Source organism: Cupriavidus sp. 2SB (assembly GCF_005503625.1).
Taxonomy (GTDB): domain Bacteria; phylum Pseudomonadota; class Gammaproteobacteria; order Burkholderiales; family Burkholderiaceae; genus Cupriavidus.
Genome location: NZ_SCMX01000029.1, coordinates 27,956 through 46,169 on the forward strand (window position 1 = coordinate 27,956; position 18,214 = coordinate 46,169).

Sequence of the window (18,214 nt, forward strand, 5' to 3'; positions counted from 1 at the left end):
GCCGGGGGTCATCACTTGCCGAGGTTGCCGTGCGGCTCGGCCATGGCCACCACCACCTTGCGCGGTCCCTTGAACGGCGCACGGGCGTGAGCCGCCAGCATGTTGTCGAGCATCAGCACATCGCCGGATTCCCAGCGGAACGACACGGTTTCCGCGTCGAGCACGGCGCGCACCTCGTCAAAGATCGCATCGGAGATCGGTGAGCCATCCGCGAAATACGTGTTGCGCGGCAGGTTGTCCTCGCCGAGCAGTTCTTCCAGCGATTCGCGCACTTCGGGTTGCAGGTTCGACACGTGAAACAGGTGCGCCTGGTTGAACCAGACCATTTCGCCGGTCACGGGATGCCGCTCCACGGCCTGGCAAAGCTGCGTGGTACGCAGGTCGCCATCGTCCTTCCATTCCCACCGGATATCGGCCCGCTTGCAGAATGCTTCCACTTCGGCGCGGTTTTCGGTGTTGAACACCTTCTGCCATGGCACATCGAACTCGCCGTAGTTGCGCACGTAGAGCACGCCGGGCGCGAAACGTTCGCGCAGCGCATCGGGCATGCGGCGGTAAATGGCGCGGCTGTCGGCAATCGGTGTCTCGCCGCCTTCGGGCGACGCCGTGACGCAGTGAAACCAGATCTTCATCGGCCATTCGCGCGTGTACGCCTGCTCGTTGTGCAGGGGGATGTGCTGGTGCGCGGGGTATTCCGTGGACGTGTAGATGCCGGCGCCGGCTGCGTCCACGGCGCTGCGCGGCGTCGACGCGAACTCGTACTTGAGCAGCGGATGGCCAAACGATGCGGCGAACTTCTGGAACACATCGACGGATGGCACATCGAATCCACGCAGCAGCACGCCGCCTGCGCGCTGCACGGCTTCATCGATGGCGGCACGGTGCTTGGCGAGTCCATCGAGCAGCGGCTGGCCCGGCGCATCGGGCACGATCAGCACGGGCAGTTCGGAGCCAACGGGCGCCCGGCGTTCCAGGCGGTTCAGGGTTTCGTTCATGCAGACTCCTTGATGGCAGTCCCGCGCGGCGGCATGATCGCCGGGCACGGGCGGCGCGAATGCATTGGAAGTGATGCCTGGGATCAGGCGGCAACGTGCGCGCTATCGTTGGTATCGGCGGCATCGGCGGCGCCTGCGCGCAGGCTCTGCGCGAGCCGCCGCTGCACCGTGTCCAGTACCTCGGCCTCCTGATGGCGCACGAAGAAATGATTGCCGTCGAACCAGTCGAGCGTGAAGGTGCCCTGGCCTTCCTCCTGCCAGGCGCCGATGCGTTCCGCCGTGATCGGGTCCTGGCGGCCAGCCAGCACATGCAACGGCATCGGCAGCGCGGCAGGCGTGGTGTGACGGAAGCTCTCGCAGATCCGGTAGTCCGCGCCCAGCACATCGAGCGTGATGCGCAGCAGTTCGGGGCTGTCGAAGACCTCATCGGGCGTGCCGCCCTGCCGCCGCAGATCCTCGATCAGACCGGCATCGTCGTCCTTGCAGGCAAAGCGCTCGGCGTCGCGCTGCGAGGGGGCGGGACTGCCCGACAGCAGCAATGCCAGCGGCAAGGGCTTGCCCTGCGCCTGCAACCGGCGCGTGATGCCATACGCGAGCAGCGCGCCCATGCTGTGGCCGAACAGCGCGTACTTTCCTTGCAGATGCGGCGCCTGCTCGTCACATAGCTGCGCCGCGAGCGAATCGAAGTCCTGGCAGAAGTCCTCGGCAAGCCGTCCGCCGCGCCCGGGCAATTCGACGGGCAGCACGTGTACCCACGCGGGCAGCGTGCGGCGCCAGCGCAGGTACATCGTTGCACTGGCCCCGGCGCAGGGCAGACACAGCAGTGTGACCGGATCGTGCATACCGCTCAACCGGCCTGATCGCTGGTCTGCTGCGCCATCCACTCCTTGAGCGAGCGGGGACGCATGTCGGTCCACGTCTTCTCGACGTATTCGAGCACCGTCTTCTTGTCGCCCTTCACACCGTCGACGGCAGTCCAGCCGCCGGGCACCGTCTTCCAGTGCGGCCAGATGGAGTATTGCTCTTCCTGGTTGACCAGAACGATGAAGGTTTCGTCCTCGCGGTCGAAGCAGCTCGTAGACATGTGGAATCCTGTAGCGATGAGGGAAGTTGAAACCACTGCGCGCCGGATCGTGGCGCCAGCAGTGGCTCTCCGCATCTATGACGAATCAGCCCGCGATCTGTTCAGCGGCCTGCTGCGTCACATGCGCGATGCCCTCGCACAGGATGTCAGCGCTGCAGCACCGTGCGGCGCAATTGCGGATCGCGCCGGATGTCGGCATCGCGAAACGGAAAGACCAGCCAGTCCTTGTGCGCGTAGCGATTGACCGGTGCATCGCCCGCACCGCTGTCGATGGCGGTATCGCGCTGCCCATGCGCGAGCAGCGTGTGTGCCGTCACGCCGTCACGTGCAAAGCGCACCACCTGCAGATAGCTGTTGCCCTGAGATTGCGGACCCATGCGCAAACTGTCATCGGCATTGCACTGCACGGCGAAATAGCCCATCTCCTGGCAGCCGCCGAAGATCGGCACGTCCTTGCCCGCGCTACGCACGAACTGCGCGGCGCCCAGCACGGCGTCGGGCGCCAGGCCCTGTGCGGCCAGATCGCGCACGGCCGCTTTCAACGCGTCGGCGGCCTGCTGGCCGGACGTGGCAGCCACCGGATCGCGCGGCGTATGCAGCGGATCGGCGGGCGAGAACGGCACTTGATAGAAGCCCTGCATCGGCGGCTTGGCAAGACGGCGCCAGAACGCGTTCCACAACAGCGCGCCCCGCTGCGCGCTATCGGCGGTATTGGGCCAGTGCCGCAGCACCTCGCACGGTTGCACGAGGCTGGCATCGACGCAGGCGCGCGCCAGCAGCGCTTGCTTGAACAGATCCGCCGACAGTGCGCGCGGTGCCAGGGCACGATCCATCAACGCACGCGCGACGTCGCGCGATGAGTGCGGCGGCTGCCCGCCGATGTCGGCGGCGATCCGATACCCTTCGCGGCTGCGCAGCGACAGCGCCTGACGCTCGCCACCCATCGACAGCGGAAAGCCTTCGAGCGGCTGCGCGGGATTGGTCAGCCAGTAGCTGTCGTTCATATTGGCGACATAGTCATCGCGAATCAGCGACGGCATGGCGGAGGCCGGCATGGCGCCCGCCTGCACAGCGCCCGCATCGGCCTTCCAGTCGCAGGCGGACTGGCTGCCGTCGAGCACTGGCGTCAGCGGGTCTACCGCCGCGAAGCCCTTCGACAAGGCGGTGCCGCAGCGCGCGCGCAGATCGTCCGGCGTATTCGGCATGGCGCCCATGTCGGCATACCAGACGCGGTTGTCGCGGCGACCGATGGCGATGGTATTGACCCACGGCGCCGCCACCATCCTGCGCTGGATCTGCATGAATGCATCGAGCGACCGTGCACGGTTCCACGCGAAGAACTGGGAGAAGATCCGATAGTTGTCCGCGTTGACGTCGCGGATTGCCAGCGCATGGGCGCGGCCCCAGCCAAACGCGGGATGATGCGCGCCAAGATCGAGCACCGGGCCGAAACGGGTGCGATACGACATCCGGTGCACGGGGCGCACCACGCCATCGTTGCCGCGTACGTCGATGGTGACATTGCGGGCTTCCATCGCAACCGGAACGTTGTCCACGAGATAGCGCGTCGGGTCCTGCGGGTCCAGCTTCAGATCGAACACGCCGAAGCGGCGCGCGGCGGAAACGGTGTGGCTCCACGCGATATCGGCATTGAAGCCGATCATCACGACGGGAATGCCGAGAAAGGCCACGCCGGCCACATCGAGCTTGCCCGGCAAGGTCAGGTGCATCTGATAGAAACGGTCCGGGCCACCCCAGTACCAGTGCGGATTGCCGAGCAGCACGCCGCCCTGCCCGCCCGTCACCGCGCCGCCGAACGCCACGGCGTTGCTGCCGAGTCCGGCCTGATCGCCAATCGGGATCGCCAGCCGATCCTGCAGCGCCTGCAGGGCCTGCGGTGGCGTGCCATCGCCCTCACGCCGGCCCACGGCCTCCTGCACAGGTGGCGCGGCCTTTGCCATATCGGGGATGAAGCGCGCATAGCCCGCCGCAATCTGCGCGGCGTACATGCGGCGATAGATGTCCTGCGCGCTGATATGGCGCACCCATGGCGCTGCCACGCAGGCAGGCGTGTTCGCGTCCGCCCGGGCCTTGCGCGCCTGATCGAGATAGCGGTTATAGCCCTCGGCAAAGCCGTCGATCATCGCGTTGAGTTCAGGCGGATGTTCGCGGCGGTAGCGCGCCACCACGGCGTCATCGGCATTGGCCAGAAAGAACGTGTCGAGGTCGAGATTGCGGGAGCGGCCAAACGTCGAGTTCGTCAAAGGCTTGGCCTCCGCCCCGAAGTACTGCGACCGCTGCCCCGAGAACGTCACGAAGCCGTCCGCCATCGTGCACAGCGCGTCTTCCGCCTGCGCGTACCCCACCCCGAGGCCAAGGTCACGCCAACGGGTGGCGCGGATATGGGGAATGCCATCGGCGGTACGGCGAATCTCCACGGCAGGCGCCACCGTCTGCGGTTTGGCCTGGGCGCCCGGCGCGATGAGCCATGCCACGGCCACTGCCGCCGAAATCCGTCCCCACACCGTGTATGCCCGCCGCATCGCGCCTCCGCCCGTCCGTTGATCGATCAACCCGGCATGCGTGACGCGGGCAATGACAAGACGATTGCGGGACCGGCATGTTCATCGATGGGGCGCAGGACCGGTCGGGTGTCCATGGATCTGAACAAATTTCACCACTGTTCGTCCTGCTAGCGGATGTCATCGCGTCACGGGCCACGCCCGGCGATGAAACGACCGTTCGAATACGTACCGCGACCATCATGCCCCTGCACCCCGACCTCGACGCCTTCCTGGAAATGGCGAACCTCGCCAGCCAGTCACGTCGCCCGATGAGCGAGATGACGCCCGACGAGGCGCGCGCCACTTATGACGCGTCAACGCTGGCGCTCGACGCGCCGGGCGCCGAGATTCCGGTCGAGGCGCTGCACATCCCCGCGCGCGATGGTCACGCGCTGCCGGCACGGCTGTATCGCGGGTCGGATACAGCCACCCCCGCGCCCGTGCTGCTGTACTTCCACGGCGGCGGCTACGTGGTGGGCGGACTGGACTCGCACGACTCGCTGTGCCGCGATCTCGCGGACGCCGCGCAGTGTGCCGTGCTCTCGATCGACTACCGGCTGGCCCCCGAGCACAAGTTCCCCACCGCCTTCCACGATGCCGAGGATGCCTGCGCCTGGCTCCGCGCCAATGCCGCCAGCCTGGGGCTCGACCCCGAGCGGATCGCCATCGGCGGCGACAGCGCAGGCGGCACGCTGGCGACGGCGCTGTGCATTGCCGCGCGCCACGCTGGCACGCCGCAGCCGCGGCTTCAGGTGCTGCTGTACCCATGCACCAGCGCGCATCAGGACACCGCTTCGCATGCCCGCCTGGCCGTTGGCTATCTGCTGGAGCAGCGCACGCTGCAATGGATGTTCGGCCACTACCTGCGGCATGCGGATGACCGGGCGGACTGGCGCTTCGCTCCGCTGGAGGCCACGGACCTCGGCGGCCTCGCGCCGGCGCTGATCGTACTGGCCGAGTTCGATCCCCTCGTCGATGAAGGCCACGCCTACGCCCGCAGGCTGCAGGCCGCAGGCGTGACCACCCAGACGGTGGTCTGGCCCGGCGTGGTGCACGACTTTGCGCGGCTCGGCAACGTTGTGGAAGAAGCCGCCCGCATGCGCGCACAAGTGGGACGCGCCATTGCCGAAGCCTTCCATCACCGGGAGCCATCCACCCCTTCGTAACCAACACTTCGGCCTGCGTTTTCAAGGGAGATGGCTGCGTCGTGCGGCCAGGGGAACGCAGATCGATGAATGCCAGCGCATGCGTCTTGCGCTGGATAGTGCAACCGGCAGCAGCGGCCTAGACGGGACACCGAAGCCAGCCGGCATCTCAACCCTGCTCGATAACTAGACTGATGGAAACCACCTCGCATTTCACCCCTGCCGTTGTGCCATTCCGGCGCAAGCGCCTGGATCAGGCGCTGCACGGCGCCCTGCTCACCCTTGCCCTGTCCGCCAGCGTCGCGCACGCCCAGGAAACGCCCGCTCCGGCCGGTGACAACGCCCCCACGCTGCCCACGGTCACCGTCAGCAGCAAGGCCGACACGCTGGACGAATACCGCGCCGACAAGGCCAGCATGGGCGCGTTCGGCAACACGCCGCTGCAGGACACGCCATTCAGCGTGGACGTGGTGACGCGCGACCTCATGGACAACCAGCAGGCCACGTCCATCGTGCAGGCGCTGAAGAACGACGCCTCGGTTTCGATGACCAGCAACAACATCGGCGGCCTGTCGTCGCAGATCGCCGTGCGCGGCATCACGCTGGACCTGCTGAACGGCCGCAAGGTTGACGGCCAGAACATCTTCGGCTGGAGCGGCGACCTGCCGCTGGATCACTTCGAACAGGTGCAACTGCTCAAGGGTGCGGGCGGTTTCCTCTATGGCTTTGCCGCGCCGGGCGGCATCATCAACTTCATCAGCAAGCGTCCGACCGATGTGCCGCTGCGCAGCGTGACCACCTCCTTCACGAGCCGTGGCACGTTCATGCTGGGCGGTGACCTGGGCGGCCGCTTCGGCCCCGACGACCGCTTCGGCTATCGCGCCAACGTGGTCGGCGAGGAAGGCGATACCTACGTGAAGGACGGCGGCCACATCAAGCGCGGTTCGGCATCGCTGGCCCTGGATTGGCGCATCATGCCGAACCTGGTCTGGAGCGCGGACGGTCTGGCGCTGGATCGCGTGGTCAAGGGTTCCACGAGCTGGGGCCTGTTCCCGAATGCCAGCGGCGAAGCCGGTGACACCGCCATCGCCCCGCCGCCCGGCGCCATCAGCGGCAGCAAGCGCATCTACTCGCCGTTCACGAGCTACGAGACGCGTGCCAAGATCTGGGGCACGTCGGTGGACTGGGGCTTTGCGGAGAACTGGAACGCGCGGATCGCGTATCGCGGCTCGACCATGGATCGTGTCTACCTGAACGGCACGATCTACGCCAACGCCGCCGGCGACTATACCGAGGAACAGTACGGCGGCATGGACCGCTTCAAGACCGATGACGTCATCGGCATGGTGACGGGCAAGGTCAAGACCGGCTTCATCACACACGACCTGACCTTCGGCCTGCAGTACAGCCGCAATCGCTCGTACTATTCGAACGTCTTCAACTACGCGGTACTGGGCAGCGGCAACCTGGCGAATCCCGGCAACTTCGACAATCCCCACCTGTCCGCCGAATCGCCCGATACGCTGGGCAGCTACACGGCGCAGCGCGCGGTGTTCGTGTCCGACACGATGCACCTTGGCGAGAAGTGGGACCTGGTGGTCGGTGTGCGCCGCAACAGCATCAAGGACTCCGTCAACGACTACGACAAGGCCGCGACGACGCCCACCGGCGCCATCATCTTCAAGCCGCTGCCGGGCGTGTCCACGTACGGTAGCTACGTGGAATCGCTCGAACAGGGCGCCACCGCACCGCTGACCGCCGCCAATTCGCGCCAGGTCTTCAGCCCGCTCAAGAGCAAGCAGGTGGAACTGGGCGTGAAGGCACAGCGCGAGAACTGGTCGGCCAACGCGGCCCTGTTCCGCATCAATCGCGGCCTGACCTACACGAACAACAGCAACGTGTTCACGCAGGACGGCGAGGAACGCTATGACGGCCTGGAATTGGGCGGCAGCGTCCGCGTGACGCCCCAGTGGCTGGTCAACGCCAGCGTGATGTTCCTGAACGCCAAGAGCGAAACCGCTGCGGAAGGCATCTCGGGCAAACGCGCCAACGGCACGCCGAAGCAACAGGCATCGCTCTACACCGAGTACCGCCTCTGGGATACAGGCTTCACCCTGACGGCAGGCATGCAGTACTACGGCGCCCGCCCGATCGACGCAGCCAACACGGTGTCGCTGCCGTCGTACACGCTGTTCGATGCGGGCGTGCGCTACACCACGCGCGTGGCCGGCAAGCGCACGACGGTGCGCTTCAACATCGACAACCTCACGAACAAGGCCTACTGGATTACCAGTGCGTCCTACCTGACGCAGGGCGCGCCACGGGTCTTCAAGCTGGGGGCACAAATCGACTTCTGACCGCACGAACCGCCCGGGCCCGAAACCCGCCCGGGCGGGGTCGGTCCCGCTCGGGCGGGAGCGAGCTGACGACCGTGGCCATCGGCCAAATGGCGCACGGCGGATCGGCGCTCCGCCTGGCAAGCCGTACGCATCGGGATGCGCTCAGGCCTCCACCATCCCCAGGAATTGCTGCAACTCCGGCGTCTGCGGCCGTGCGAATACCGCATCGGGCGCGCCCATCTCATGCACCTTGCCCTGGTGCATGAAGACCACACGGTCGCACACCTCACGTGCGAAGCGCATTTCGTGCGTCACCATCAGCAAGGTCATGCCATCGGCAGCCAGGCCGCGCACGACCTGCAGCACTTCGTTCACGAGTTCGGGATCGAGCGCCGAGGTAATCTCGTCGCACAGCAAGGCGGTCGGCTGCATGGCCAGCGCGCGCGCAATCGCCACGCGCTGCTGCTGCCCGCCGGACAACTGATCCGGATACGCGTCGAACCTGGCAGACAAACCCACCCGTGCCAGGTTTTCCTCGGCCAGTTCACGGGCGCGTGCCTCCGGCACGCCCTTCACCACCATCGGCGACAGCATCACGTTGCGCCCCGCACTCAAGTGCGGAAACAGGTTGAACTGCTGGAAGATCATGCCCACTTTCAGGCGAAGCGCACGCAGTTGCAGTTCGCTGTCAGCCAGGTGCGCGCCGGCCACGGTGATCGCACCCGAGTCGATGGTTTCCAGTCCGTTGATGCAACGTAGCAGCGTGCTCTTGCCCGAACCGCTCTTGCCGATGATGGCAATGACCTCGCCCGGTTCCACCGAAAGGGATACACCCTTCAGGACCTGATTGCTGCCGAACGACTTGCGGACCTGGTCAATGGCGATGAGCGGCATGGAATTTCCTCTCCAGCATCTTGCTGTATTGCGAAAGCGGCCAGCACAGCGCGAAGTACATCAGCGCCACGGCCGCATACACGGTGAACGGTTGGAACGTGGCGTTGACGATCATGGTCCCCGCCTTGGAAAGCTCGGTGAAGCCGATGATCGACGCCAGTGCCGTGCCCTTGACGACCTGCACGCCAAAGCCTACGGTCGGCGCCACCGCGATGCGCAGCGCCTGCGGCAGAATCACGTGGCGCATCTGCTGGACATAGTTCATGGCCAGGCTGCCCGACGCTTCCCACTGACCGCGTGGAATGGCCTCGACGCAGCCGCGCCAGATTTCTGCCAGGAACGCCGCGGTCCACAATGTCAGCGCCAATCCGGCGGCAAGCCACGCAGGTACTTCGATGCCCATTAATGCCAGCCCGAAGAACGCCAGGAACAACTGCATCAGCAGTGGCGTGCCCTGGAAAATCTCGATATAGGCCCACGTTGCGCGACGTAGCATCGGGCGCTTGCTGGTTCGCATCAGCAGGACCAGCAACCCCACGATGCCTCCGCCCACAAAGGCCACCAGCGACAGCAGCACGGTCCAGCGTGCCGCCAGCAACAGGTTGCGGACGATATCCCACGTTGAGAATTCGATCATCGGACGCCCCGCGCAAAAAGCTGCCGGCCAATGCCGCGCAGCAGTTGGCGCAACACCAGCGCCAGTAGCAGGTAGATCAGGGTACTGACCAGGTACACCTCGAAAGCCCGGAAATTGCGCCCCTGGATAAAGTTGGCCGCATAAGTCAGGTCTTGCGCCGCAATCTGCGAGCAGACCGCCGACCCCAGCATCACGATCACGATCTGGCTAGACAGCGCCGGCCAGATCTTCTGCAACGCGGGGCGCAGCACCACGTGACGGAATACCTGGAACGGCGACATGGCCAGACTCGCGCCAGCCTCGAACTGCCCGCGCGGGGTGGCGGCCAGCCCGGCGCGAACGATCTCGGTGCCATATGCCCCCAGGTTGATGACCATGGCCAGCGACGCCGCCAGCATCTCGGGCAGATGCACGCCCAGACTTGGCAACCCGAAGAAGATGAAGAACAACTGGATCAGGAACGGCGTGTTCCTGATCAGCTCCACATAGGCGCTGACCACGGTGCGCAGCCACGCCGGCCCCTGGGTCTTGGCCCAGGCACCGGCAACGGCCACCGCCACGCCCAGCACACCGCCCGTCAGCGTCAGTTGCGCGGTGACGGCAATGCCCTTGAGCAGCACATCGGTGTAGTCAAGCACCGACAGGAAATCGAACTGGTAAGCCATGCTTCAACCCGGTGGCGGCGCGAATCAGAGTTGTGCCGGCAGCGGACGCAGCAGCCACTTGATCGACAGCGAGTTCAGCGAACCGTCCTTCTTCGACTCTGCGAGGATCGCATTGACCTTGTCCTGCAGCGCCTTCTCGCCCTTGTTCATGCCGATAAAGCATGGCGAGTTCTTGATCAGGAACTTGGTTTCCGGTGCCTTGGGCGGATGCTTGGCGATCAGCGTCGATGCCACGACATTGCCGGTGGCAATCAGTTGCACCTGGCCAGACAGGAACGCCGAGATCGTCGCGTTGTTGTCTTCGTAGCGCTTGATCGTGGCGCCGGCCGGCGCAATCTTGCTCAGTTCCAGGTCTTCCACGGCACCGCGTGTCACACCCACGGTCTTGCCGGCGAGGTCGGCCGCGTTCTTGACCGGCAGGTCGGCCGGACCGAACACGCCGTTGAAGAACGGTGCGTAGGCTTCGGAGAAATCGAGCACCTTCTCGCGCTCGGGGTTCTTGCCCATGCTCGAAATCACCAGGTCGACCTTGCGCGTCTGCAGGTATGGCACGCGGTTGGTACTGGTCACCGGCACCAGTTGGAGCTTGACGCCCATCTTCTTCGCCACCAGCGCGGCCACGTCGATATCGAGGCCTTGCGGTGCCATGTCGGCGCCAATCGAACCAAACGGCGGGAAGTCCTGCGGCACGGCCACGCGCAATACGCCAGCCTTGGTGACGTCCGCAAGCGTGTCGGCATGGCCCAGCGTCGGCAAGGCCGTTGCGCACAGACCGGCCAGCATGGCAACCATCAGGCCACGACGGGAAAACTTCTTGAGGGCGTTGACGTGGAACATCGCGAGTTTCCTTAGCTTCGAGAGGGAGTGGATGGGTTCGGGGACAGATTCCCGGACGGTAAAACGGAAGTTGATACGCGTTGCGGGTCCACTGGCGCCAGTGCGTGGCGCAGGTGCGCGAGCGGATCGAGGGGCGGCACGGCGTCAAGGCTCGTGTGGACTTCGCCCAGATGTTCGGCCATCAGGCGTGCGGCCAGCGCGCCATCGCCATCGGCCAGTGCGTTGACGATGTCTTCATGCTGGCTGCATGAGCGCCCGGCATCCGCGGCCGACTGATTGCGGCTGGCCACCAGCGTGGTACGCGCGGTCAGGTCACGCAATGTATCGGTGAGCAGGCCATAGCCAAGCGAGGCACACAGGCATACGTGGAAATCGCCAAGCAGGAAGCTGCGTACGCTGGCGTCGTCGCCATCGAGCGCGGCTTTTTCGCGGGCGATATGCACCTTGAGCGAATGAATCGCCTGAACGCCTGGCGGCCGTTCCGCACTGACTTCGCGCAGCAACCCGGTTTCGATGATGCGGCGCGCGTCGAACGCAGCGCGAATGTCATCGGCGCTCGGTTCCACCAGGAACCAGCCGCGCCGCGAGCTGACAGTCACCATGCCACGCGCGGCTAGGCGCATCAGCGCTTCACGCACCAGCGTGCGGCTCACGCCAAATAGCGCAGCAAGTTCCTGCTCGCCCAGGCGCGATCCAGGAAGCAGCTTCTGGCCAAGCATCGCCTCGGTGATGCGGTTGGCGATGTCAGCGGGAGATTTGTCGGTGGTTTCGGTCACGGCAATCACTTGAGCAAGTGGTATGCCATGCTTGTATGCAAGATTTGTCGGCAAACAGCCCCATTCCACGCGCAAGAATCGGGCATGCGCCGTGCCATGACTCCCCAGCGCGGTGCGCGACGCGCGGCCTTGGTGCCGAACCGGGCCGCGCGTCAGGTAGGAAACAACGGTGGATCAGGCGCGGGTCATATCGATGCCAACGCAATCACGTCGGCCAGGTGCCGCCGCTCCGCGACCGTTTCCTCGGCCACGATTTCCTCCACGGCACGCAGGCTGGCCTGCACGATCGCCGCCGCATCCACCTCGAAATGGCGCCGCAACGCCGCGCGCGAATCGCTGCGGCCGAAGCCGTCGGTACCCAGCGTCACGTAGCGTCGGCCGGCCGGCAGGAAGGCACGCACCAGTTCCGGCAGTGCGCGTACATAGTCGGTGGCGGCAATGATCGGCCCAACACTGGGCTGCAACTGCCGGCCCAGCCAGCTTTGGTCAGCGGGCCCCTTGCCATGGCGCCACTGCTGTTCGCAGTCCGCGCCCTCGCGCGCAAGCTCGATATAGCTGGTGACACTCCATACATCAGCCGCCACCCCGTGCTCCTGCTCAAGCTGCCGCGCGGCCTTGAGGACTTCGCCCATGATGGCGCCGCTGCCAAACAGCTGCACCCGGTGCGCAAAGTCGCCGCCGGGGCGGTGCAGATAGATGCCGCGCACCACGCCTTCATGCGCTTCGGGCCGCAGGCTCGGGTTCTCTACAGCCTCATTGGTCACGGTCAGGTAATAGAACTCGTCGGCCTGCTGTTCGAGCATGCGGCGCATGCCGTGGTCGACAATGACCGCCAGTTCGCCCGCAAACGCGGGATCATAGGCGCGGCAGTTCGGGATGGTGGCCGCAGCAAGATGGCTGCTGCCGTCCTGATGCTGGAGCCCTTCTCCACCGAGCGTGGTGCGTCCCGACGTGGCGCCTACCAGGAAGCCGCGAGCGCGCTGGTCGGCGGCAGCCCAGATCAGGTCGCCCACGCGCTGGAAGCCGAACATGCTGTAGTAGATATAGAACGGCAGCATCGGCAGGCCATGCGTGGCATAGCTGGTGGCCGCCGCCGTCCACGACGACAGCGCACCCGCCTCGGTAATCCCCTCCTCCAGGATCTGGCCGTCGCGCGTTTCGCGGTACGACAGCATCGACGCCGAGTCTTCCGGCTGGTAAAGCTGGCCGAATGGCGCATAGATGCCAACCTGCCGGAACAAGCCAGCCATGCCGAACGTGCGCGCCTCGTCGGCCACGATCGGGACGATACGCGGACCCAGCACCGGATCCTTGAGCAGTGCGCCAAGCTGCCGCACCAGTGCCATGGTCGAGCTCATCGCCTTGCCGTCGGCATGGAGTGCGAAGGCGGCGGTCGCTTCCAGACCGGGCACCGCCAGGGTGGCGCCACTGGTACTGCGTACCGGCAGATAGCCGCCCAGTTCGGCGCGCCGCGCCTGCAGGTATTGCATTTCGGGACTGTCTTCGTGTGGCCGGTAGAACGCCGCATCCATGACCTGCTGGTCAGACAGCGGCAGACTGAAACGGTCGCGGAACGCCATCAGGTCGGCCTGGCTCAGCTTCTTCTGCTGATGGGTGGTCATGCGGCCCTGCGCGATGGAGCCCATGCCGTACCCCTTCATCGTCATGGCCAGCACGACGGCGGGCCGGCCCTTGCAGCCCGCGGCTTCGGCAAATGCCGCATGAATCTTGACGGGATCATGGCCGCCCCGGCGCAACTGGTCGATCTGCGCATCGGAAAGATGCGCCACCAACGCGCGCAACTCCGGAGTCTTGCTGAAGAAGTGGGCGCGGTTGAACGTTCCGTCATTGGCGGACAAGGTCTGGAACTCGCCATCGAGCGTCTGCGCGAACGCACGGCTGATCGCATGGTTGTGATCGCGCGCCAGCAGTGCATCCCATTCCGAGCCCCACAGGCACTTGACCACATGCCACCCCGCGCCGGCGAACAGCGCCTCCAGTTCGTCGACGATGCGCCCATTGCCGCGCACCGGACCATCGAGCCGCTGCAGATTGCAGTTGATCACGAAGGTGCAGTTGTCGAGCTGTTCGCGTGCGGCAAGCGTCAGTGCGGCGACCGATTCGGGCTCGTCCATCTCGCCATCGCCAAAGAAGCCCCATACGCGACGTCCACCGGTCTCGCAAAGACCCCGGTTCTGCAGGTAGCGCATGAAGCGCGCCTGATAAATCGCGTTGAGCGGGCCAATGCCCATCGAGCCGGTGGGAAATTGCCAGAAATCCGGCATCAGGTACGGATGTGGATACGAACTCAGTCCGCGCAGCCCCTGCGCTTCGGCCACCAGTTCCTGTCGGTAGTGGCACAGCGCCGATTCATCGAGCCGTCCTTCCAGAAACGCGCGCGCATAGACGCCGGGCGCCGAGTGCGGCTGGAAGAAAACCAGATCGGCACCGTGAGGTGCGGCATTGCCACGGAAGAAATGCTGGTAGCCCACCTCGAACAGATCCGCGGCCGATGCATAACTGGCGATATGACCGCCGAGTTCGCCGTGCGCGCGATTGGCACGTACCACCATGGCCAGCGCATTCCAGCGCAGGATGGCCGACAGGCGCTGTTCGATTGCCAGGTCGCCCGGATACGCCGGCTGGTCCTCCACCGGCACCGTGTTCAGGTACGGCGTGACCTGCGCCGGACGCCATGGCAAGCGCCGTTCGCGCGCATGGGCCAACAGTGCATCCAGGATTTCGCAGGCACGCTCGCGGCCCCGCTCCGCGCCCCACGCCGATAGCACGCCATCGAGCGCCTCGCACCACTCCTGAAGCTCCTGCGGATCTGCCTGGGCGTGTAGCGCGTTCGCGGCTGCACTGACGCGGTCATGCTGTTCCATCGAGTGTCTCCTGCGAGGTTCAGGCTGGGTCCACCCCAACCAGTTTTCGGGCTGGTCGTGGTGTCGCAGCAAATTCAGCGAACAAAGTCAGCGAACAAGGTCAGTTGGCCTGGATACCTGACTTCTGTGCAACCGTACGCATGCGCGGCAATTCGCGGTCGATCATGACACTGACCTGCTCCGCCGGCGCGTATTTGGGTTCCAGTCCATTGGCCAGCAGCTTCTGCCGCACCTCGGGGTCCTTCATCGCTTGTGCCAGCGCACTGTCCAGCCTGGCCCGTACATCGGCGGGCAAGCCACGTGGCGCCGCAATGGCCACCCATGAATCCGCATCAAAGCCAGGATAGCCGGCTTCCGCCACCGTGGGCACCTCGGGCAACAATGAAGCGCGTGTGGCGCCAGTCACCGCAATCGGCTTGATCTTTCCGCTACGGATATGCGGCAGCGACGCGGCCACGGTGTCGATCGAGAACGGAATCTGCCCACCAATCAGGTCGGCGATGGCCGGTGCGCTGCCCTTGTACGGAATGTGTTGCATCTTCATGCCCGTGGCACTCAGCAGCAGCTCGCCGGCAAAGTGCCCGGTGGTGCCGCTACCAAACGACCCATAGACATACTTGCCCGGCGCCGCACTGACCGCACTGACCATCTGCGGCAGGTTGTCGACGGGCACCGACCGATTGGCGACCACGATCAACGGTACACGGGCCACCAGCCCCACCGGTTCGAAGCTCTTCACCGGATCGTACGGCAGGCTGGCATTGATGGCCGGATTGACGGTGAATGTCGATCCCGAACTGATCAGCAGTGTGTAGCCGTCGGCCGTGGCCTTGGCCACGTATCCTGCCCCGACAATCGTGCCGGCTCCGGCGCGGTTCTCGATCACGACCGGCTGGCCCAGCGCATCGCCGAGCGATTTGCCGACCAGCCTTCCGATGATGTCTACCGCACCGCCGGCCGGAAACGGCACCACCAGCACCACGGGCCGCGTCGGATAGCTCGCGGCGTGGCTATTGGCCGCATGGGCAGCAAGCATGGCCATGGCCGGCAGCGCGCACACGCTGGCCGTCGCCATGATCCTCCGTAGAAACTCCTTCCGTAGCGAGGCAATCATTTGCGTTCCCCTGCGTGAAACGAACATGAAGCGAAGCGAGACCTCCGCACCGGTGGTCAGTGCCGGCGCGGATACGTGCACGACGACAGCGCTGGTGCGTTCAGCCGTTGCGGAACAGGAAGCTGTAGGCGCTCAATGCAGGTGCACCGCCCAGATGGGCGTACAGCACGCGCGAACCGGCCGGGAATTCACCGCGCTGCACCATGTCGATCATGCCGTGCATCGATTTACCTTCGTAGACGGGGTCGGTCATCATGCCTTCGAACTTCGCGCACATCCGGATCGCTTCCATCGTGCCGGCGGACGGCAGGCCATACTCGGGACCACCGTAGCGGGTATCGAGCACCACGTCGGCATCGACGATATCGCGGTCGAGTTCGACCAGGCCGGCCGTATGCCTGGCGATACGCAGGATCTGTGCGCGCGTTTGCTCTGGCTTGGCCGATGCGTCGATACCGATCACGCGATCGGCGCGGCCATCTTCCGCAAACCCCACCACCATGCCCGCCTGTGTACTGCCGGTTACCGAGCACACCACGATGTAGTCGAACTTGAAGCCGAGTTCGGCTTCCTGCGCGCGGACTTCCTCGGCAAACCCGACAAACCCCAGGCCGCCCAGCGGATGCTCGGAGCAACCGGCCGGGATCGGATACGGCTTGCCGCCCTCCTTGCGCACGCTTTCCATGGCGTCTTCCCAGCTCTTGCGGATACCGATATCGAAACCATCGGCCACCAGTCGCACGTCGGCACCCATCATGCGCGAGAGCTGGATATTGCCCACGCGGTCATATACGGCATCGGCATAGTTGACCCAGTTCTCCTGCACCAGTACGCACTTCAGGCCAAGGTGCGCCGCCACGGCCGCCACCTGGCGTGTCTGGTTCGACTGGATGCCGCCGATCGACACCAGCGTGTCGCATCCCTGCGCCAGCGCGTCGGGAATCAGGTATTCGAGCTTGCGGGTCTTGTTGCCGCCGAACGCCAGGCCGCTATTGCAGTCTTCGCGCTTGGCAAACAACTCCACCTTGCCGCCCAGGTGCGCGGACAAGCGTTTCAGAGGCTGGATCGGGGTGGGTCCGAACGTCAGGGGATGGCGAGCGAAACGCTTGAGATTCATGGTGGCAACTCCAGGGTTGAGGGGCGTATCCCGTCATCGACGTGCCGCGCAGTAACGCTTGCGCCTGCGAGCGGCAGATCAATGTTGCGATGGGTTCCATCCTAAGAAAAAACTCACGAAACGTGCTTGCAAAAAACTCGCTTTTTGAACACGATTAAAAGGAACAACAAGCCTTGTAACTTCAAAAATTCTTTCTCGAAGCCCATGAAAGAAACAAAATTTCGCACCAAATCCGGCCCGGATGCACCGCCCCATGCACCATCTTCGGCACCGTCGAATACGGCAGCTTCGCCGCACATCGAGGCCCTGGATCGTGCGGACAAAGCCATCCTGCGCACGCTGCAACAGGACGCTTCGATATCCAATGTGGCGCTGGCGGCCAAGGTCAACCTGAGTCCGCCCGCGTGCCTGCGGCGCGTGGAACGTCTGAAGGAAATGGGATTGATCCGCGGCATCGTGGCGCTCTTGAATCCCAGTGCGCTCGATGCGGGAATGCTGGTGATGATCGGCGTGGTGCTGGACCGCTCCACGCCGGAGTCTTTCGCGCAGTTCGAGACCGCTGCCCAGCAGGTATCGGGCTGCATGGAATGCCACGTGGTGACTGGCGAGTTCGACTACTTCATGCTGGTGCGCACCAAGGACAGCGACAGCTTCAACCGGCTCCATGCAGAGCAACTGCTCTATCTGCCGGGTGTGCGGCAGATCCGCTCGTTCATGGTGCTCAAGCAGGTGTTGTCGACCACGCAGTTCCCGATCTGAATTTAGGACGTTGTGCCCGAACGGTCGCCTACCTGCTGAACAAGGGACCCGGGAAGGTCAATGTCAGCGCGCTGCAGGCATTCAACACACAGGATGCATCGGGCAATGTCGCGCTATTCAACACGGGCGATGCAGGCGTGATGGTGAAGAACGGGCCGATCTATGCTCTCATCATGAACCCGAACAAGTACTATCCGTTCGTTCAGTTCGGCATGGCCAGGTAGCCATTCGCCGCGCATTCCCGCGTTGCGGGCGGCGCCACCTTGGCAACTCAACCAAAAAACTTAATGATCCTGTTAAAAACGCTCACTATGACAAAGTGATTCCGTTTGCTGTAATCGACTCATCAGGAATTTTGCACTCTGGTTTCCCCACGGCGGGTACGGCCGCACCGCGAGGACAG

General features: G+C 64.8%; 15 protein-coding genes. 3 read left to right on the top strand and 12 right to left on the bottom strand.

What is annotated here, in order from left to right; genetic code table 11:
• Positions 1-11: 11 nt before the first annotated feature.
• From FFS21_RS15415 to FFS21_RS15430, 4 genes are all read right to left on the bottom strand, one after another.
• Positions 12-995 (bottom strand): TauD/TfdA family dioxygenase, encoded by a 984-nt coding sequence (locus tag FFS21_RS15415; RefSeq protein WP_137925668.1) that lies wholly within the window; start codon positions 993-995, stop codon positions 12-14.
• A gap of 83 nt (positions 996-1,078) precedes the next feature.
• Entirely contained in the window at positions 1,079-1,837 is a 759-nt protein-coding gene (locus tag FFS21_RS15420) for a thioesterase II family protein (protein WP_137925669.1), read from the bottom strand.
• Between the two features lie 5 nt (positions 1,838-1,842).
• Complete coding sequence (locus FFS21_RS15425) at positions 1,843-2,079, bottom strand: MbtH family protein (protein ID WP_137925670.1); 237 nt, start codon at positions 2,077-2,079, stop codon at positions 1,843-1,845.
• Positions 2,080-2,225: 146 nt separating this feature from the next.
• Positions 2,226-4,622: a penicillin acylase family protein gene (locus FFS21_RS15430; protein WP_137925671.1), complete on the bottom strand. Its 2,397-nt coding sequence runs from the start codon at positions 4,620-4,622 to the stop codon at positions 2,226-2,228.
• Positions 4,623-4,843: 221 nt separating this feature from the next.
• Here FFS21_RS15430 and FFS21_RS15435 point away from each other — a divergent pair, with 221 nt between their 5' ends.
• Together FFS21_RS15435 and FFS21_RS15440 are read left to right on the top strand one after the other, a co-directional pair.
• The gene (locus tag FFS21_RS15435; RefSeq protein ID WP_137925672.1) at positions 4,844-5,809 is read left to right on the top strand and encodes an alpha/beta hydrolase; all 966 of its coding nucleotides are present in this window, start codon (positions 4,844-4,846) and stop codon (positions 5,807-5,809) included.
• A gap of 173 nt (positions 5,810-5,982) precedes the next feature.
• Positions 5,983-8,145 (top strand): TonB-dependent siderophore receptor, encoded by a 2,163-nt coding sequence (locus FFS21_RS15440; RefSeq protein ID WP_137925673.1) that lies wholly within the window; start codon positions 5,983-5,985, stop codon positions 8,143-8,145.
• Between the two features lie 144 nt (positions 8,146-8,289).
• Here the strand turns inward: FFS21_RS15440 and FFS21_RS15445 are convergent, their stop codons facing one another.
• From FFS21_RS15445 to FFS21_RS15480, 8 genes are all read right to left on the bottom strand, one after another.
• Positions 8,290-9,021, bottom strand: a complete 732-nt coding sequence (locus FFS21_RS15445; RefSeq protein ID WP_137925674.1) for an amino acid ABC transporter ATP-binding protein — start codon at positions 9,019-9,021, stop codon at positions 8,290-8,292.
• Positions 9,002-9,658, bottom strand: coding sequence for an amino acid ABC transporter permease (locus tag FFS21_RS15450; protein WP_137925675.1), 657 nt, complete (start codon positions 9,656-9,658; stop codon positions 9,002-9,004). The genes FFS21_RS15445 and FFS21_RS15450 overlap by 20 nt, the downstream gene beginning before the upstream one ends.
• Positions 9,655-10,323, bottom strand: coding sequence for an amino acid ABC transporter permease (locus tag FFS21_RS15455; RefSeq protein ID WP_137925676.1), 669 nt, complete (start codon positions 10,321-10,323; stop codon positions 9,655-9,657). The genes FFS21_RS15450 and FFS21_RS15455 overlap by 4 nt, the downstream gene beginning before the upstream one ends.
• A 24-nt stretch (positions 10,324-10,347) precedes the next feature.
• Positions 10,348-11,115, bottom strand: coding sequence for a transporter substrate-binding domain-containing protein (locus tag FFS21_RS15460; protein ID WP_171020421.1), 768 nt, complete (start codon positions 11,113-11,115; stop codon positions 10,348-10,350).
• Positions 11,116-11,171: 56 nt separating this feature from the next.
• Entirely contained in the window at positions 11,172-11,936 is a 765-nt protein-coding gene (locus FFS21_RS15465; protein WP_137925678.1) for a GntR family transcriptional regulator, read from the bottom strand.
• Positions 11,937-12,121: 185 nt separating this feature from the next.
• Positions 12,122-14,821 (bottom strand): alpha-ketoglutarate dehydrogenase, encoded by a 2,700-nt coding sequence (gene mdeB / locus FFS21_RS15470; protein ID WP_137925679.1) that lies wholly within the window; start codon positions 14,819-14,821, stop codon positions 12,122-12,124.
• A gap of 100 nt (positions 14,822-14,921) precedes the next feature.
• Positions 14,922-15,896 carry a Bug family tripartite tricarboxylate transporter substrate binding protein gene (locus FFS21_RS15475; RefSeq protein WP_137925680.1) on the bottom strand — a complete coding sequence of 325 codons (975 nt, stop codon included), beginning with the start codon at positions 15,894-15,896 and terminating at the stop codon, positions 14,922-14,924.
• A gap of 139 nt (positions 15,897-16,035) precedes the next feature.
• Entirely contained in the window at positions 16,036-17,052 is a 1,017-nt protein-coding gene (locus FFS21_RS15480) for a 1-aminocyclopropane-1-carboxylate deaminase (protein WP_137925681.1), read from the bottom strand.
• A 204-nt stretch (positions 17,053-17,256) separates the two neighbouring features.
• On the opposite strand from FFS21_RS15480, the gene FFS21_RS15485 reads away from it, so the two are divergent.
• Entirely contained in the window at positions 17,257-17,811 is a 555-nt protein-coding gene (locus tag FFS21_RS15485) for an Lrp/AsnC family transcriptional regulator (protein ID WP_237380065.1), read from the top strand.
• Positions 17,812-18,214: the final 403 nt, after the last annotated feature.

Coding starts and splice junctions, on each gene's coding strand:
- FFS21_RS15460 (WP_171020421.1), bottom strand. CDS start 11,115: ATGGTTGCCATGCTGGCCGGTCTGTGCGCAACGGCCTTGCCGACGCTG.
- FFS21_RS15455 (WP_137925676.1), bottom strand. CDS start 10,323: ATGGCTTACCAGTTCGATTTCCTGTCGGTGCTTGACTACACCGATGTG.
- FFS21_RS15475 (WP_137925680.1), bottom strand. CDS start 15,896: ATGGCGACGGCCAGCGTGTGCGCGCTGCCGGCCATGGCCATGCTTGCT.
- FFS21_RS15485 (WP_237380065.1), top strand. CDS start 17,257: ATGAAAGAAACAAAATTTCGCACCAAATCCGGCCCGGATGCACCGCCC.
- FFS21_RS15480 (WP_137925681.1), bottom strand. CDS start 17,052: ATGAATCTCAAGCGTTTCGCTCGCCATCCCCTGACGTTCGGACCCACC.
- FFS21_RS15440 (WP_137925673.1), top strand. CDS start 5,983: ATGGAAACCACCTCGCATTTCACCCCTGCCGTTGTGCCATTCCGGCGC.
- mdeB (WP_137925679.1), bottom strand. CDS start 14,821: ATGGAACAGCATGACCGCGTCAGTGCAGCCGCGAACGCGCTACACGCC.
- FFS21_RS15425 (WP_137925670.1), bottom strand. CDS start 2,079: ATGTCTACGAGCTGCTTCGACCGCGAGGACGAAACCTTCATCGTTCTG.
- FFS21_RS15415 (WP_137925668.1), bottom strand. CDS start 995: ATGAACGAAACCCTGAACCGCCTGGAACGCCGGGCGCCCGTTGGCTCC.
- FFS21_RS15430 (WP_137925671.1), bottom strand. CDS start 4,622: ATGCGGCGGGCATACACGGTGTGGGGACGGATTTCGGCGGCAGTGGCC.
- FFS21_RS15435 (WP_137925672.1), top strand. CDS start 4,844: ATGCCCCTGCACCCCGACCTCGACGCCTTCCTGGAAATGGCGAACCTC.
- FFS21_RS15450 (WP_137925675.1), bottom strand. CDS start 9,658: ATGATCGAATTCTCAACGTGGGATATCGTCCGCAACCTGTTGCTGGCG.
- FFS21_RS15420 (WP_137925669.1), bottom strand. CDS start 1,837: ATGCACGATCCGGTCACACTGCTGTGTCTGCCCTGCGCCGGGGCCAGT.
- FFS21_RS15445 (WP_137925674.1), bottom strand. CDS start 9,021: ATGCCGCTCATCGCCATTGACCAGGTCCGCAAGTCGTTCGGCAGCAAT.